The sequence below is a fragment of the Paracoccaceae bacterium genome (genome assembly GCA_012103375.1).
Taxonomy (GTDB): Bacteria; Pseudomonadota; Alphaproteobacteria; order Rhodobacterales; family Rhodobacteraceae; genus WLWX01.
Map to the genome: position 1 here is coordinate 988,288 of WLWX01000001.1, position 15,725 is coordinate 1,004,012.

General features: G+C 63.7%; 12 protein-coding genes. 5 read left to right on the forward strand and 7 right to left on the reverse strand.

What is annotated here, in order from left to right:
• Positions 1–76: 76 nt before the first annotated feature.
• From GKR99_05205 to xdhA, 6 genes are all read right to left on the reverse strand, one after another.
• Entirely contained in the window at positions 77–715 is a 639-nt protein-coding gene (locus GKR99_05205; protein ID NKB26972.1) for a DUF938 domain-containing protein, read from the reverse strand.
• Between the two features lie 5 nt (positions 716–720).
• Positions 721–1,791 (reverse strand): FAD-dependent oxidoreductase, encoded by a 1,071-nt coding sequence (locus tag GKR99_05210; protein NKB26973.1) that lies wholly within the window; start codon positions 1,789–1,791, stop codon positions 721–723.
• Positions 1,792–1,794: 3 nt separating this feature from the next.
• On the reverse strand, positions 1,795–2,730 hold the full coding sequence (locus GKR99_05215) for an aldo/keto reductase (protein ID NKB26974.1): 936 nt from the start codon (positions 2,728–2,730) through the stop codon (positions 1,795–1,797).
• Between the two features lie 292 nt (positions 2,731–3,022).
• Positions 3,023–3,778, reverse strand: coding sequence for a xanthine dehydrogenase accessory protein XdhC (gene xdhC / locus GKR99_05220; protein ID NKB26975.1), 756 nt, complete (start codon positions 3,776–3,778; stop codon positions 3,023–3,025).
• Positions 3,775–6,198: a xanthine dehydrogenase molybdopterin binding subunit gene (xdhB, locus tag GKR99_05225; GenBank protein NKB26976.1), complete on the reverse strand. Its 2,424-nt coding sequence runs from the start codon at positions 6,196–6,198 to the stop codon at positions 3,775–3,777. The genes xdhC and xdhB overlap by 4 nt, the downstream gene beginning before the upstream one ends.
• Positions 6,195–8,315, reverse strand: a complete 2,121-nt coding sequence (gene xdhA, locus GKR99_05230) for a xanthine dehydrogenase small subunit (protein ID NKB26977.1) — start codon at positions 8,313–8,315, stop codon at positions 6,195–6,197. The genes xdhB and xdhA overlap by 4 nt, the downstream gene beginning before the upstream one ends.
• Before the next feature lie 165 nt (positions 8,316–8,480).
• On the opposite strand from xdhA, the gene GKR99_05235 reads away from it, so the two are divergent.
• Both GKR99_05235 and dnaE read left to right on the forward strand, forming a co-directional pair.
• Positions 8,481–8,852 carry a glyoxalase gene (locus GKR99_05235; protein ID NKB26978.1) on the forward strand — a complete coding sequence of 124 codons (372 nt, stop codon included), beginning with the start codon at positions 8,481–8,483 and terminating at the stop codon, positions 8,850–8,852.
• Positions 8,853–9,195: 343 nt separating this feature from the next.
• On the forward strand, positions 9,196–12,669 hold the full coding sequence (gene dnaE / locus GKR99_05240) for a DNA polymerase III subunit alpha (GenBank protein NKB26979.1): 3,474 nt from the start codon (positions 9,196–9,198) through the stop codon (positions 12,667–12,669).
• 133 nt (positions 12,670–12,802) lie between these two features.
• On the opposite strand, the gene GKR99_05245 is transcribed toward dnaE, so the two are convergent.
• The gene (locus GKR99_05245; protein NKB26980.1) at positions 12,803–13,006 is read right to left on the reverse strand and encodes a SlyX protein; all 204 of its coding nucleotides are present in this window, start codon (positions 13,004–13,006) and stop codon (positions 12,803–12,805) included.
• A 117-nt stretch (positions 13,007–13,123) separates the two neighbouring features.
• On the opposite strand from GKR99_05245, the gene GKR99_05250 reads away from it, so the two are divergent.
• The 3 genes from GKR99_05250 (at position 13,124) to GKR99_05260 (ending at position 15,692) form a co-directional block, all read left to right on the forward strand.
• Positions 13,124–13,918 (forward strand): hypothetical protein, encoded by a 795-nt coding sequence (locus GKR99_05250; protein ID NKB26981.1) that lies wholly within the window; start codon positions 13,124–13,126, stop codon positions 13,916–13,918.
• A gap of 72 nt (positions 13,919–13,990) precedes the next feature.
• Positions 13,991–14,824, forward strand: coding sequence for a hypothetical protein (locus GKR99_05255; protein ID NKB26982.1), 834 nt, complete (start codon positions 13,991–13,993; stop codon positions 14,822–14,824).
• A 37-nt stretch (positions 14,825–14,861) separates the two neighbouring features.
• Positions 14,862–15,692 (forward strand): hypothetical protein, encoded by an 831-nt coding sequence (locus tag GKR99_05260; protein ID NKB26983.1) that lies wholly within the window; start codon positions 14,862–14,864, stop codon positions 15,690–15,692.
• Positions 15,693–15,725 lie beyond the last annotated feature (33 nt).

Sequence of the window (15,725 nt, forward strand, 5' to 3'; positions counted from 1 at the left end):
GATCGCTCGGAACGTCGTGCACGGCCACTGTGTCACTTGGTCGATTTCCCGCAACCAGCCCACAGCCCCGTCACGTTCAGCCCTTCTGCGCAAACAGCATCAGGTTGTTTGACGGCATCGCGACCACCTCGGGCGGGGTCAGGCCAGCTTCGGTCAGGCGGTCCGCCACCCAGGCGACATCCTTGTACCCTGTTGTCGGGTCGGCGGCTTGCAAGCGCTGGTGGAACGCGGCGTCGCCGTCGCTGGTTGGCTGACCATTGCGCAGGAATGGGCCATAGATGGCGAACAGCCCGCCCCGACCAAGGGCCTTGCCCGCCTGATCCAGACAGGCGCGGGCAGCCGTTTCCGGGATCAGGTGCAACAGATTCACCGTTATGATCAGGTCACGCGGGCCAAGGCGCTGGCCCCATCCGGCGCTGGCGATATCCAGTTGGATCGGCGGGGCGATTGCCTCCTCAGCCGCGCTCCAGGCGGTGATCGAGCGCAGGCGCGCCGCGTCGATATCGCTTGGCTGCCAGTGCAAACCGGGCAGGGCTTTGGCAAAACGCACCACCTGCTGCCCGGTGCCGCTGGCGATTTCCAGTGCTGATCCGGTGGCAGGCGCGCGCGGCACCAGTTCGCGCAGAATCGCGTCGATATTGCGTGCAGCACTCGGCGCGGTCATGCGCCCGGCGGCATCCGCGACGATATGCGGCGTGTCCGGTGACGCGTCCATCCCCGTCATCTGAAGCGCGCCGGGTTCAGGGCGGCGACGGTTGCGGCGTCAAGCTGGGGCGCGGCTCCAAGTGCCAGTGCAGCGGTCAGCCGCCCGGCGGCGGGCGCAGTCTGAAAGCCATATCCGCCTTGCCCCGCGCACCAGATGAAACCGGGGTGATCCGGGTCAGGACCAATCGCGGGAACGCCATCGGGCGGAAAGGTTCTGAGGCCCGCCCAACTGGTCTCAAGCCGCGTGACCGGTTCGCTGACCATCGCCTCGTACCGCGCGATCCCCTCGGCCAGGACCATATCGTCGGGCCAGGCGTCGCAGGGGTCGATCGGATGCGCCTCGGACGGAGAGACGATCCAGCCGCCCGCGTCGGGCTTGGCGTACCAGCTTTCGTCCACACCCATCAGCATCGGCCAGCCGGTGACATCGTGGCCGCCGGGTGCCGGCAGCCGCGCCATGGATCGGCGTTTGGGTTGCAGACCGATCGGAGCGACATGGGCCAGGGTCGCGACCTGATCCGCCCAGGCCCCTGCGGCGTTGATCAGCAGGTCGGCGGCATGCTCATCCCCCGCCGAAACGGTCCACCCACCGGCGTTTTGGCGAATTGCGTGAACCTCGGCCCCGGTGACGATACGCCCGCCCGCCGCGCGAAGGCGTTTGGCGGCGCCCTGCAAAACACGGTCCGTATCAAGGTCGCGGGCTGTGGGGCTGAGGGCGGCAAAGGCCAGGGCATCGGGATTCAGAATCGGCACCCGCCCGAGAGCCTGATCGGTTGATATCCGGATAAGGCCAAGGGCGGCCACATCGGCGTCAAACGCTGTTGCCTGATCGGCGCGGCCAACCAGAATCAATCCGCGCGGCGACAGAATGTCGTTGGCGACGTATTCCGCCTCGGACGCCTCGGTCAGGCGTTGCACGGCGGCGGGGCCATACCCCATCTCGAACATCGCGGCAGACCGGCCCGAGGCGTGATAGCCCAGCGCCGTTTCGCGTTCCAGCAGGGTGACCTGAACGCCGCCTTCGGCCAGTTCTGCCCCGGCGGTCAGCCCGGCCACACTGCCGCCAATGACAATCGCGCCTGGCACCGCTCAGAGCGCCTCTTCCAGCCGGTCGGTGGCAGGTGGGGGTGTCGGGGACAGGGCGCTGATCCGGGCGTAAAGGGCGGCGTCCATCTCAAACGACGCGGCCGCAAGTGATGGGGCGAGTTGCTTGGCCGAGCGTGCGCTGACAATCGGTGCCGTGATCCCGGGGTGGCGCGCGCACCACGCCACGGCAAGGGTGGCGGCGGGCACGCAAAGCTCGGCCCCGATTTCGGCAAGCCCGGCTGCGGCATCATGCATCCAGCGCGGGCCATAGCGGACGGCATAGCCGGAATTGTCGGTCAGCCGCCCGGTTTCCCCGGCAGAATACTTGCCCGTCAGCAGCCCCCCGCCCAGCGGCGAATAGGGCGCGACGGCAAGGCCTTCGGATTGCGCCATCGGCAGAATTTCAACCTCGGCCTGACGTTTCACCAGGTTGTACATCGGTTGCAGGATGGCAATCTGGACGCCGAAACCGGCGGCGACCTGCTGCGCCTTGACGACCTGCCAGGCGGCATAATTTGACACGCCGATGTGGCGCACCGTGCCGTTGTCGACATAGGTCGCCAGCGCCTCGAAGCTTTCTTCCAGCGGGACATCATCGTCCCAGCGATGCAGATAGAGGATATCCAGTGTGTCCATCCCCAGCCGCTGGCGGCTTTCCTCGACCGAGCGGTGGACGACAGGGGCCGACATGCCGTCTTCGAAATTGACCTTGGTGGCGATGATCAACGCGTCGCGTTCATCTGCCGCCAGCTGGCCCAGGATCGTTTCAGACCGCCCGCCGGAGTAGGTGTGGGCGGTATCAAAGAAGTTCACGCCAGCCTCGCGACAGGCAGCGTACATTGCGGCGGCGGCGGATTGGTCCGCATTGCCGCCAAATTGCATGGTGCCAAAGCAGAGCGAGGACATCGGCGAGCCGTCGGCGGCTGTGATCAGTGGCATGGCGCTGTCCTTATGAGGTCCGGTGCCCTTGGTATCGCGCCAGCGCACTGGGTTGGCAACAGATGCGCAAGCATTGTCGGTGTTTTGTCGTGAGAGGAACGGATGAGGATATTGGTACGTAAGAGATTTTCGTCGTTTGCCTCTCTTTAATCCGTGCCGCGAAAACGCTTTGCCCACACCGTTTTCGCCCAGTAGTGCGTGAACTGCACCCGCGCCGATATCGAAGGACGCGTCCGAATTGGCGGTAATGTCGGGACAGGCTTTGGTCAGACCTTGCGGGTCAACAGCGTGCTCATGCGGCGTCTTCCATTGCCGTGAATGCAGCAATACATCCGCGCGCGATATCCTGCGGCGCCTTGCCCAGGCTGGGGTCGCCAATCGGGCAGGTGATTTGCGCCGGGTCAAGGTCAAGCGCGCGCAGCCGCTTGAAAAAGCGCGTGCGCTTGGTCTGCGATCCGATCAACCCGATAGAGGCCGCACCACGCTGCAACAGGGCCGCGCAGAGCGCGAAATCTATGTCATGGGAATAGGTGAAAATCAGGTGATGCGCATATACCGGCGCGCGGGCGGCCAGCAGGGGCATATCGGCGGCGGGCAGGGCTTTGACATGGGGCGCAATGCGTTTGGGAAATCGATCCGCCGCATCGTCCACCCAGGTGATCCTGAACGCCTCCGGTCCGGCAGCGTTGACAACAGCGCGCCCGACATGGCCCGCCCCCCAAAGCCACAAAGGTTGCGGATCGGCGCGCATATCGCTGTTCGGATGAACATTGTTTTGGATGGCGTCGACGGCATGTTCTTCGCGCGTAAACCGCAATGTCACCGCACCACCGCAGCACTGGCCCAACCCGGGCCCCAGCGGTATCTTGCGGGTGAATTCCTCGCCGTCGCTGGCCAGCATCTCGCGCGCCAAAGCGATCGCACGGAATTCGAGCGCGCCACCCCCGATCGTCCCCTCAATCGTGTCAGCGGTCACTTTCATGGCCGTCCCCGCATCGCGCGGGGCCGAACCGCGCACGGCCTCGATCACGACATAGACGGCCCTCATTTGTCGCGCACACGGATGATGGCGTTCATCACCTGCTCACTCGTGGCGGGGGCGTTCAGCTGGGGATAGACCTTGCCGTTTGCGGCGACTGCGTCACTCAGCGCCATCAGTGCCGAGATTCCCAGCATCAGCGGTGGTTCCCCGACAGCTTTGGAGCGGAAGATCGTATTTTCATGGTTCAGGCCCTTTTCCCACAGGGCGACGTTGAACACCTCGGGCCGGTCCGAGGCTGCGGGGATCTTGTAGGTCGAAGGCGCATGCGTCGTCAGCCGCCCCTTGTCGTCCCAGACCAGTTCCTCGGTCGTCAGCCAGCCCGCGCCCTGAACATAGCCGCCTTCGACCTGCCCCAGGTCAATCGCCGGGTTCAGCGAGGCGCCGGCGTCATGCAGGATGTCCGCGCGCAGAATGCGGTTTTCGCCGGTCAGCGTGTCGATCACCACTTCGCTGATCGCGGCACCATAGGCGAAATACAGGAACGGACGGCCCTTGCCCGCCACCCGGTCCCATTCGACCTTGGGTGTCTTGTAGAACCCGGTCGCCGACAGGCTGACGCGGTTTTCATAAGCGGTTTTTGCGGCCTCGGCGAAGGGGATCCGATTGCCCGCCACCTGCACAAAGCCATCCTCGAACCACACATCCGAGGGCTGTGCCTGATGCAGTTCGGCCAGGCAGGCAACGATCCGGTCGCGAATCTCGTCGCAGGCGGCCTTGACGGCCATGCCGTTCAGGTCTGATCCGCTGGAGGCCGCCGTGGCACTGGTGTTGGGCACCTTGGCGGTGTCGGTCGCGGTGATCTTCACCATATCGGTCGGGATCCCGAAGCGGTCGGCGGCGACCTGAGCGACCTTCTGGAACAGGCCCTGACCCATCTCGGTCCCGCCGTGGTTCAGATGCACCGAGCCATCGGTATAGACATGCACCAGCGCGCCCGCCTGGTTGAGGTGGGTCAGCGTGAAGCTGATGCCGAATTTCACCGGCGTCAGGGCAATGCCGCGCTTCAGGATCGGGTTGTTCGCGTTCCATTCGGCGATTTCCTTGCGCCGCGCGGTATAGTGGGCCGTTTCGGCCAGATCATCGACGATCTGGTTCAGCACGAAGTCTTCGACCTTCATGCCATAGGGCGTCATCTGCGTCTCGGGACCACGGGTAACCTCAGGCTCTGTCGCGGCCTTCTTGGCCTTGCGACGGTCCCGCCAGCGCGCCTTGGCCGGGGCTGGTGCTGCCGCTTTCGTCTTTTTGTCGGAAATATCCCCGCCGGAGGCTCCGCCCTCGCCATCTGCGTCGGCGTAGAAATTGATGCGCCGCACGTCCAGCGGATCCTTGCCAAGTTCGTGCGCGATGTGGTCCATCACCCGTTCGATCCCGACCATCCCCTGCGGGCCGCCAAACCCCCGGAAGGCAGTGGCCGACTGGGTGTTGGTCTTCAAACGGTGGCTTTCGATGCGCACGGCGGGCAGGTCATATGCGTTATCGGCATGCAGCATGGCGCGGTCGGCAACCGGCAGGCTCAGGTCCTGTGACCAGCCGCAGCGGGCGTATTGCTTGAACTCGACCGCCACGATGCGCCCGCCCGCACCATATCCGGCCTTATAGGCAATCCGGAAGTCGTGACGCTTGCCGGTGATGGTCATGTCGTCATCGCGGTCATAGCGCATCTTGCAGGGCCGCCCGGTTTGCGCGGCAGCCACAGCGCAGGCCACGGCCAGCGCGTTGCCCTGGCTTTCCTTGCCGCCAAACCCGCCGCCCATGCGCCGCGTTTCAACCCGGACGCTGTGCATCGGCGCGCCAAGCGCCTCGGCCACTTTGTGCTGGATCTCGGTCGGGTGCTGGGTCGAGGAATGCACCAGCATGTCGCCATCCTCACCCGGGATCGCCAGCGCGACCTGCCCTTCAAGATAGAAATGCTCCTGCCCGCCAATCTCGATCGTGCCTTCGATGGTTTTGGGCGCGGTGCGGAAACCGGCGTTGATATCGCCCTTGGTCCAGATCACGGGACCGCCCTCGAACCGGCTGTCGGCCTTTAGCGCCTGATCAATTGTCAGGATCGGGTCGGTCGGGGTGATGATGATCTTGCCCAATCGCGCCGCTTTGCGAGCGGCCAGATGGGTTTCGGCGACGACCAGAAAGATCGGCTGGCCGAGGTAGTGCACCTCGCCCGTGGCCAGCATCGGTTCGTCATGGATCGAAGGCGAGACATCGTTCGCGCCCGGCAGATCGTCCGCGGTCAGGACCGCGACAACACCGGGGGCCGCGCGCACGGCGTTGAGGTTGATCGCGGTGATCGTGCCGCAGGCGGTGTCGGACAGACCAAAAGCCAGCGACAGGCAGCCCGCAGGCGTCGGGATATCATCGACATAGCGCGCCGCGCCGGTGACATGCAGGCGCGCGGCGTCATGGGGCAGGGGCTTGGCGACGCTCATGACTTGTCCTCTGGCGTGTCCTTGGCGGGGGGCGGCAGGATGATCGCGACCTGATCGGGCGGGGTTTCCCCGGCATCGTCGGGCTTAGCCGGGTATTCGGCCGTGTCGGTTGCGGAGGCGTCGGCCTTGGGCGCCGGTTCAACGTCGGTTGTCTTGTCGTCCGGTGTGGCGGCAGTATCCTGCGGCGCGCTGTTTTCCGGGGCCCCGTCTTTCGCCGCTTCCTTCGCCGCGTCGGTCACCTCGGTTGTTTGAGGCTTTTGCGTCGGGTCAGAGGTGTCATCGCCGTTGCTCGCCGCGTCTGACTTGCTGTCATCGGCAGTCTTGGGGGCGCTTTTGTCTGCGGCATCTGATTTATCGCCGCCGGTTTCGGGTGCGGCGTCTGATGCGTCGCTTGCGCTAGCTTCGGTGCCCTTGGCATCGTCGGACGAGGTTTCCGGTGTATCAGACGCCGGTGCCGCCGCCTTGGAACCCTCATCAGCCGTCTCGGTTTTTTCAGCCGATTCAGCCGCTTCAGCAGGGTCGGTTTTTCTGGCATCCGTCGCCGCCGCCGTGTTTTCGGACTTGGTATCTGCGCGCGACACCGGCGCATCCGCTGGCGTCGCCTTGGCGGCCACTTCTTCTGCGGCAGCGCTTGCGGCAAGAGCGGCTGCGGCTGCGACCGCGCTCAACTCAGGGTCATCGGTTTTCGTGGCAGGTTTGGCACGCGCTGCGTCAGAGGCTGATCGTTCGACAATCACCGGGGGCGACACATCCAACACCCGCGTGTCGGCGCCCAGATCCTCCAGCAGATAGCGCATCAACATGCCGCGCGCTGCCTCAAGCCGATACTCGGCACTGGCGCGCATGTCCGACAGGGGTGTGAAATCACGCTTGAACGCATCCCACGACCGATCTGCGGCATTCGCATCCCATGACTTGCCGATCAGGCTGGTTTCCACCGCGCGCGCGCGCTTGGGGATACCCGCCATGCCGCCAAATGCGATCCGCGCCGAGGTGACGACGCCGTGGATCACCCGGACGTTGAAGCACCCGCACACGGCCGAGATATCCTGATCGAACCGTTTGGACAGCTTATAGCATTTCAGGCGGTCGGCGCTGCGTGGAAAGCTGACAGCCTCGATAAACTCACCGGGCACCCGATCCTGTTTGCCGTAGTCGATGAAATAATTCTCGAGCAGGACGTCGCGCCGTTCCACCCCGCGTCGCAGATGCAGCGTTGCCCCCAGTGCGATCAGCGCGGGCGGCGTGTCGCCGATGGGCGAGGCATTGGCGATATTGCCGCCGATGGTTGCCGCGTTGCGGACCTGCGCCGAGCCATAGCGTCGCAGCAGTTCGGCGAAATCCGGATAGATCGGCGTAATTGCCTCCATCACGTCTGCAATCGTCGCCGCCGCGCCGATCCGCACCAGATCATCGGTGATGCGGATATCGGACATGTCGTCGATATTGTTCAGGAAAGCGACTGGGCCGAGGTCTTTGAGGTTCTTGGTCACCCACAGCCCGACATCTGTTGCCCCGCCGATCAGCGTTCCATTCGGGTGATCCAGATACCATTTCGCCAGTTCGACCGTGGTCTCCGGGCGCGCCCAGTCGTCGCGCGTTTCGGTGATCCCGCTAAGGCGGCTCAGATCCTCTTCCATCCAGGCTGGCACGGGTTTGTCTTCCGCAGCCTCAGCGGCGCGAATGATCGGCGCATAGCCGGTGCACCGGCAGAGGTTTCCGGCCAGCTGATCGTTGTGATCGGTGCGCCCGTTCTTATGCGCCGCTGCCATCGCGGTGATGAAGCCCGGCGTGCAAAACCCGCATTGGCTGCCGTGATGGTCGATCATCGCTTGCTGTACGGGATGCAATTCGCCTTTCGGGCCGCTGATGCCTTCGACGGTGCGCACCGCACAGCCGTGCAGTTGTGGCAGAAACAGGATGCAGGCATTCATCGACCGGCTGCCCGATTTATCGGTGACGATCACGGAACAGGCGCCGCAGTCGCCCTCGTTACAGCCCTCTTTGGTGCCGGTCAGCGCGCGGTCTTCGCGCAACCAGTCAAGCAGGGTCCGCGTCGGGGCGGCGTCGGCAACGCGCGTGACCTCTCCGTTCAGCAGAAAGGCAATTTCGGACATCAGGTATTCCGCCGCTTTCTTTGACACTTTGGCATAATGTGGGGTCGCCCGATGCGGCGTAAAGCGAGGCCCACAGCCCTTGATCTGCCGGTCAGGATTGCCGTGTTTGGGGCGTTTGGCAAGCGGACTCTGGTTGGCGGGCGACATTTCGGGTATCCGGCAGGCATGAGCCTGCGTGCGATCCACCATATCCAACTGGCGATGCCCGAGGGGGCCGAGGCCCGGGCGCGTGAATTTTATGAAGGATTGCTGGGGCTAAGTGAGGTGCCTAAGCCGCCGGTCCTGGCGGGCCGCGGCGGTGCATGGTTCGAGGCGGGCGATGTCCGGGCTCATCTGGGCGTTGAAGCAGGGTTTGCCCCCGCGCGAAAGGCGCATCCGGGGTTTCTGGTGGATGACCTGGCCGCATTACTGGGCCGGCTGGCCGATGCCGGGGTCGACGTGCGCCCGGACGAGGATCTGCCGGGATTTCAGCGGGCCTATGTCGATGACCCCTTCGGCAACCGGATCGAGTTGATGGAAGCTGTGGGCGGCCAATAGAAGAGCCCGTCCGTGGCATTCCCGCGAACGCAGCGTGAGAGTCACTCTGTGCACGGAATCGAGCCGAAGGCGCCGTGCACTCGCCAGCCCGTCCGGGCGGGTTGGCGATGGGTGATGTGGGCGCCTCCTTCATAGTTGACGGGATTTCTGAACCATCCAAGTGCCCCGAACTTCTGTCGGTTCGCCAACCCCCGGGCTGACGAGTGCACGGCTTGTGTGGTGCGTCGCCAATATACTGGTCCTCAGACCATCTGTTTGCTGAGCATCCCCCAAACGCCCGCCCATCCCGGTTCTTCGCCTTATCCGTTTCCATGCCCCCACATCCTGATCTAGGGTCGCGGGCATGAGCGACTCTGTCAAATACATCCACCTGCGTCTGCACACCGAATATTCTCTGCTGGAAGGGGCCGTGCGGCTGAAAAAACTGCCTGGCCTGGCCGCAAAGGCGGGGATGCCGGCGGTTGCGGTGACCGACACCAACAACATGTTCGCGGCACTGGAATTTTCCGTCGCCGCGCAGGGTGAGGGCATTCAGCCGATCATCGGCTGTCAGGTCGACCTGACCTTCGATCCGGGCGCACGCGGAGAGGCCGCGCGCCCGCCCGCGCCGCTGGTCCTGCTGGCGAAGGACGAGGCGGGGTATATGAACCTGCTCAAGCTGAACTCGGCGCTGTACTTGGATCAGAACGGCGCGCTGCCGCAGGTCTCGGTCGAAGAACTTCTGGCCCATGCCGACGGGCTGATCTGTCTGACTGGCGGGCCGGAAGGCGCGGTCGGGCAATTGTTGCAGGCCGGTCAGCGCCCAAAGGCGCAGGCGCTGATGGACCGGCTGAAGGATGCCTTCGGCGACCGCCTTTATGTCGAGCTGCAACGCCACCCGCGCGACGACGCCACACAGCCCGAAGCGGAACGCCTGACCGAACGCCCCTTCGTCGAAATGGCCTATGCGATGGAGCTGCCTCTGGTCGCGACCAACGATGTCTATTTCCCGAAATCGGACATGTACGAGGCGCATGACGCCCTGATCTGCATTGCCGATGGCGCGTATGTTGATCAACAGGAGCCCCGCCGCCGCCTGACGCCGCAGCATTACTTCAAAACCCCGTCCGAGATGGCAGCCCTGTTCGCCGATCTTCCCGAAGCGCTTGAGAACACGGTTGAAATCGCCCGCCGCTGCGCTTTTGCCGCATCCCGCCGCGACCCGATCCTGCCCAAATTCGCCGATGATGAGGTTGAGGAACTGCGCCGCCAGGCCGAGGCGGGGTTGAAGGAACGTCTGGCCGTGATCGACCATGCGGTGTCGGTCGAGGAGTATGAAAAACGCCTCGACTTCGAACTGGGCGTGATCGAGGGGATGGGCTTTCCCGGATACTTCCTGATCGTTGCCGATTTCATCAAATGGGCCAAGGATCATGACATTCCGGTGGGTCCGGGGCGAGGGTCCGGCGCGGGATCGCTGGTTTCCTATGCGCTGACGATCACCGACCTTGATCCGCTGCGCTATAACCTGCTGTTCGAACGGTTCCTGAACCCTGAACGGGTCAGCATGCCCGACTTCGACATCGACTTCTGCATGGACCGGCGGGAGGAGGTGATCCGCTATGTTCAGGACAAATACGGCCGCGACATGGTGGGCCAGATCATCACCTTCGGCGCGCTGCTGTCCAAGGCCGCCGTGCGCGACATCGGGCGGGTGTTGCAGATGCCTTACGGGCAGGTGGATCGCCTGTCCAAGATGATCCCGGTCGAAGGCGTCAAGCCTGTCAGCATCGAAAAGGCGCTGGCCACCGAAGAACGCCTGCGTGCCGAGGCCAAGGCAGAGGAGGTCGTGCAGCGCCTGTTGGATTACGGCCAACAGGTTGAGGGGTTGCTGAGGAATGCCTCGACCCACGCCGCCGGGGTGGTGATCGGCGACCGCCCCCTGGACCAGTTGGTGCCGCTTTATCAGGATCCGCGATCCGACATGCCAGCGACCCAGTTCAACATGAAATGGGTCGAACAGGCGGGGCTGGTGAAATACGATTTCCTGGGCCTGAAAACCCTGACCGTGATCCAGAACGCATTGAATTTGCTCAAGGAACGCGGGGGCGAGGTCGACATCAACGCGATCCCGCTGGACGACGAAAAATCCTATGACCTCTATGCTTCGGCCAAGACGGTGGCTGTTTTTCAGGTGGAATCCAGCGGCATGATGGACGCGCTCAGGCGCATGAAACCGACCTGTATCGAGGATATCATCGCGCTGGTCGCCCTCTACCGGCCCGGCCCGATGGAAAACATCCCGGCCTTCTGCGAGGTGAAGAACGGGCTGCGCGAACGCGAACTGATGCACCCCAGCATCGACCACATCCTAGACGAAACCCAAGGCATCATCGTCTACCAGGAACAGGTGATGCAGATCGCGCAGGAAATGGCCGGGTACAGCCTTGGCGGCGCCGACTTGCTGCGCCGCGCTATGGGCAAGAAGATCCAGGCCGAGATGGACAAGGAAAAACCGAAATTCCTGAAAGGGGCGGCCGATAACGGGGTGGATAAATCCAAGGCGAACGAGGTCTGGAACCTGCTGGATAAGTTCGCCAACTATGGCTTCAACAAATCCCACGCGGCGGCCTATGCGGTCGTCAGCTATCAGACCGCCTGGCTGAAAGCGAACCATCCGGTCGAATTCATGGCCGGGGTGATGAATTGCGATCTGCACCTGACCGACAAGCTGGCCGTTTACGCGGAGGAGGTTCGGCGCGGGCTGGAGATTGAGATTGTGCCGCCCTGTGTCAACCGCTCTCAGGCGACATTCTCGGTTGATGACGGCAAAGTCGTCTATGCGCTGGGCGCGCTGAAGAACGTCGGCGTCGAGGCGATGAAGCTGATTGTTGAGGCACGGGCGAACCCGGACGATCAAACCGGCGCTGACAAGCCCTTCGCCACCCTGTTCGATCTGGCCCGCCGGGTGGATCTGAAACGCGTCGGCAAGCGCCCGTTGGAGATGCTGGCCCGTGCCGGAGCGTTTGATCAGCTTGACCCGAACCGGGCGCGGGTGTTCCGCAGTCTTGATGCGCTGGCGGGATATTCGGCGGCGATCCACGACCAGCGGGCATCCAACCAGGTGTCGCTGTTTGGCGAGGCGGGCGACGACCTGCCCGAACCGCGCCTGTCACCCACCGACGACTGGCTGCCGAACGAACGCCTGACCGAAGAACACAAGGCCATCGGGTTCTATCTGTCAGGGCACCCGCTGGACGATTACATGGGGCCGCTGAAGCGCAAAGACGTGATAACACTGGCCGAGGTGACGGCAAAAGCCGAGCGCGCGCCGCTGGTCGCGAAACTGGCCGGATCAATCTCGGGCAAGCAGGAACGCAAATCGGCGCGCGGCAACCGGTTTGCCTTTGTGCAACTGTCGGACCCCACGGGTCTGTACGAGGTCACGGTCTTCTCGGACACGCTGGAGGCCGCACGCGAGCATATCGAACCCGGCACCAACGTCGTCCTGACGGTTGAGGCGAACATGGAGGCCGATCAGCTGAAATTGTTGGCCCGTGCCATCGTACCGATTGATACCATCGCCGCCGGGGCAGGGGGGCTGGCGCTGAAAATCCACATTGATGAGGTCTCGGCCGTCACCTCAGTCCAGTCGGTGCTGCAACGCATGGCCGACGGCAAAGGTGCGCGCGGCAAGGGGCAGATCACCTTCTGCATCGCGGACCGGGACACGGGTCAGGAAGTCGACGTGACCCCCAATCAGGAATTTCCGCTGACCCCGCAGATAAAAAGCGCGTTCAAAAGCCTGCCGGGCGTGGTGCATGTGGAGGATATATAAACGCACAGAGTATTCGCCACGAAACGCCCCGGATCATTCACCCAAGGATCAGGTGTTGCTTTCGGATGTCCGCAGCGTCTGAATGGTTCCCCGCCCGAACCTGCGGGCGGACCTTTCCGGTACCTGCCCGCGCTCAATAATGCGGCGGGCGCTCATCTCCGAATACCACGCCGCCACCGGAGTCCGCTTCGCGGCCTGCTTCACGCTCCATCAGCATGCGCACCCGCGCTTTCAGGCGGTCGATATCGGCCACCTGCATGGCGACGATGGCGGACAGGTCTTCCAGCGCGCGTTCAAGATGCGCGATGCGTTCTTCGATGGGGGCGGTATTGGTCATGCTGTCCGCCTAACACAGGCGTCGGGCGACACCAATCCAGTTGCCCTCGATCGCCAGAAATGATTTGAGCATGCTATCCGGGCATTCTGGCTTCGTCCGGCGCAGGTGGCGTGTTTGATGGAAATTTATTGTATCAATCTGGACGACCGACCCGAACGTTGGGCGCGGATGCTGGACGTTGCTGATCGGGCCGGGGTCACCCTCAACCGAATCAGCGCATTGGGGCCACAGGATATCGCGCGGATGACCGCAGACGGCCACCCGGATGTTTCGGGGGATTTCGGCACGATGGGCCCCGAACGGATCGGCTGCGCGCTGTCACATCTGGCGTGCTGGCGCGCGTTGCTGGCCTCGGATGCGCCATGGGCCGTGGTTCTGGAAGATGACGTGGTCTTGGCCGATGGTTTCGCCGACTTTTTGAACAAGGCGCAATGGCCTGCGGATGCTGATCTGATACGGATCGAGGTTGCGACGCAATTCGCCACGCTTGATCGCATCGAACCGTTCATGCCCGGTCAGCGCAAGATCGGGCGTCTGTTGTCGCCGCAAAACGGGTCTGGCGGTTATGTGCTGACCCGCAAGGCCGCTGAAAACCTGGTGGCGGACATGAACGGCATTCAAGTTGCGGTCGATCTGTACCTGTTCACGCCGCAATCCTTTGTGCCGCGTGGATTGACCGTCTATCAGGTCACCCCGGCGCCAGTGCAACAGGGGTGCCTGATGCGCGAACATGCCGCGGCAGATTGGGCCCAAAGCTCGCTGGATGAGGAGTTCATTCAGAAACATATGGCCGCTGGCCAGGACGACGCGTCGCCAATTGCAAGGCGCGCCTCCAAAGATATTGGGCGTCGCGCCCGCGCCGTGGTGCGGCGGCTACGTGGACGCGTCAAGACCGAGCTTCGCTTTGGTTAGATCTTGCGCAGATCACGAACAGGATCGTGATCGGCGCGCAGAAACGCGCTGCAATCGCCGCGGGGTGTTCCCATGACGGACGGTGCTGCCCGGATGCCGGTCTATTGCATTAACCTGGCCGAGCGGACGGATCGCTGGGAACATATGGTTGCCGCCGCTGGTGACTGCGGCGTCCCGCTGATCCGGATCGAGGCATGCAATGTGGATGACGCGCAGGCGTTTCAGCCCGAGGTTCACGAGGCGCCAGACCATACCCGCCCGGTGATCCATCCTGCCGAAGTTGCCTGCACCATGTCGCACCGACAGGCATGGCGACAATTGCTCGAATCCGGTGCGCCCGCTGGCGTGGTCCTAGAGGATGACGTGGTGTTCGCCCCGGGCTTTACCGACGTGTTGCACGCCGATTGGGTGCCATCCTTCGCCGATGTCATCCGCATCGAGGTGTTCAATTCCACAGCCATGCTTGAAAAAATGCGCCGCCTGCCGGGCCATAACCGGCAGATCGGGCGCCTGAAGTCATCGCAATCGGGAACCGGGGGTTATGTCATCACCCGCAAGGCTGCCGAGCGTCTGCTGGCCGACGACAGCCGGATCACCAGACCCATTGACTGGATCCTGTTCAGCCGCCGCTCGCCCTGGTTTCGCAGACTTTCGATCTGGCAGATGATCCCGGCACCGGTCACTCAGGGCGGGTTGCTGCCGGATTCCGAGACTGGCAGCTGGTCGCGGAGCACATTGAAGGTGGACCGCGTCAGGAACGCGCGGGAATGGAAGGCACGTGGTGACGATCAAAAGGCGGTATCGCGGGACAGGCCGAACACGCTGCGGCGTCGTCTGGCGCGCAATCTGCGCAGAGTGTGGCAGCGGCTGACGGGGCGCCGAAAGGTTTCGGTGGAGTTCGGATGACGCGGCGCAATGGAACCCTGCCCATGAAGGTCCGGGCATGACCGGGTCTGCGGACTATCCGGTGTATTGCATCAATCTTGCGCGCCGCCCGGATCGGTGGGCGCATGTGCAAAACAGCGCGGCGGCTGCGGGGCTGACACTGATCCGGGTTGATGCGATTGATGCATCCGCCCCGGATTTTTGCCCTGATCCCGTGCCCGGCCCGGGACCGGCCATTGGCGGGATGATCCTGAAGGGCGATCTGGCCTGCAGCCTGTCGCATCGCAAGGCCTGGCAGATGATGCTGGACGCGGGGCACCCCTCGGCCCTGTTTTTGGAAGATGACGTCGTTCTGTCCGATACTTTTGCCGAGGTGATGCCGCCCGTCTGGATGCCTGCCGACGCCCTTGTCATCAAATTGGAAACCGTGTTGCGACCGGCCTGGCTGTCGCAGCCCAAGCCACTTGGCGTCGGCAATCGCAGGCTGGCCCGTCTGCGCACGCGCCACACCGGGGCGGCCGCCTACATCCTGACGCAAGCCGCCGCGCGGATGCTGGTTGCGCATTCGCCAACGTTTGTGGATCCGGTCGATCAGCTGTTGTTCAACCCGAAATCCGCGTTGTTCAGACGGCTTGCACCGTTGCAGGTAACGCCCGCGCCCGCCATTCAGGGGCATCTGGTGGCGCAGGAACACACCGCCGACTGGGCGCAGAGTTCGATCCGGCACGATCGGCTGGATGCCTTTCCCGAACTGAAAGATGCACCAGTCCCCCGGATGCTTGGCGGCGGACCTGAAGGCCCGGACGGGCCGGTGCCGCTGCGCCGCCGAATGCGTCTGGGCCTGCGGCGTCTGATAGGGCTGGAAAAGAACCCGGTGCCGTTCGGCTGACCGACATCGCTGCGCGCTTGCCCCCTTTCACCC

What these genes read in the sequence shown, in the direction of transcription:
- GKR99_05215 (NKB26974.1), bottom strand. Translation starts at nt 2,730, where the DNA reads ATGCCACTGATCACAGCCGCCGACGGCTCGCCGATGTCCTCGCTCTGC.
- GKR99_05205 (NKB26972.1), bottom strand. Translation starts at nt 715, where the DNA reads ATGGACGCGTCACCGGACACGCCGCATATCGTCGCGGATGCCGCCGGG.
- dnaE (NKB26979.1), top strand. Translation starts at nt 9,196, where the DNA reads ATGAGCGACTCTGTCAAATACATCCACCTGCGTCTGCACACCGAATAT.
- GKR99_05255 (NKB26982.1), top strand. Translation starts at nt 13,991, where the DNA reads ATGACGGACGGTGCTGCCCGGATGCCGGTCTATTGCATTAACCTGGCC.
- xdhC (NKB26975.1), bottom strand. Translation starts at nt 3,778, where the DNA reads ATGAGGGCCGTCTATGTCGTGATCGAGGCCGTGCGCGGTTCGGCCCCG.
- GKR99_05235 (NKB26978.1), top strand. Translation starts at nt 8,481, where the DNA reads ATGAGCCTGCGTGCGATCCACCATATCCAACTGGCGATGCCCGAGGGG.
- xdhB (NKB26976.1), bottom strand. Translation starts at nt 6,198, where the DNA reads ATGAGCGTCGCCAAGCCCCTGCCCCATGACGCCGCGCGCCTGCATGTC.
- GKR99_05260 (NKB26983.1), top strand. Translation starts at nt 14,862, where the DNA reads ATGACCGGGTCTGCGGACTATCCGGTGTATTGCATCAATCTTGCGCGC.
- GKR99_05250 (NKB26981.1), top strand. Translation starts at nt 13,124, where the DNA reads ATGGAAATTTATTGTATCAATCTGGACGACCGACCCGAACGTTGGGCG.
- xdhA (NKB26977.1), bottom strand. Translation starts at nt 8,315, where the DNA reads ATGTCCGAAATTGCCTTTCTGCTGAACGGAGAGGTCACGCGCGTTGCC.
- GKR99_05245 (NKB26980.1), bottom strand. Translation starts at nt 13,006, where the DNA reads ATGACCAATACCGCCCCCATCGAAGAACGCATCGCGCATCTTGAACGC.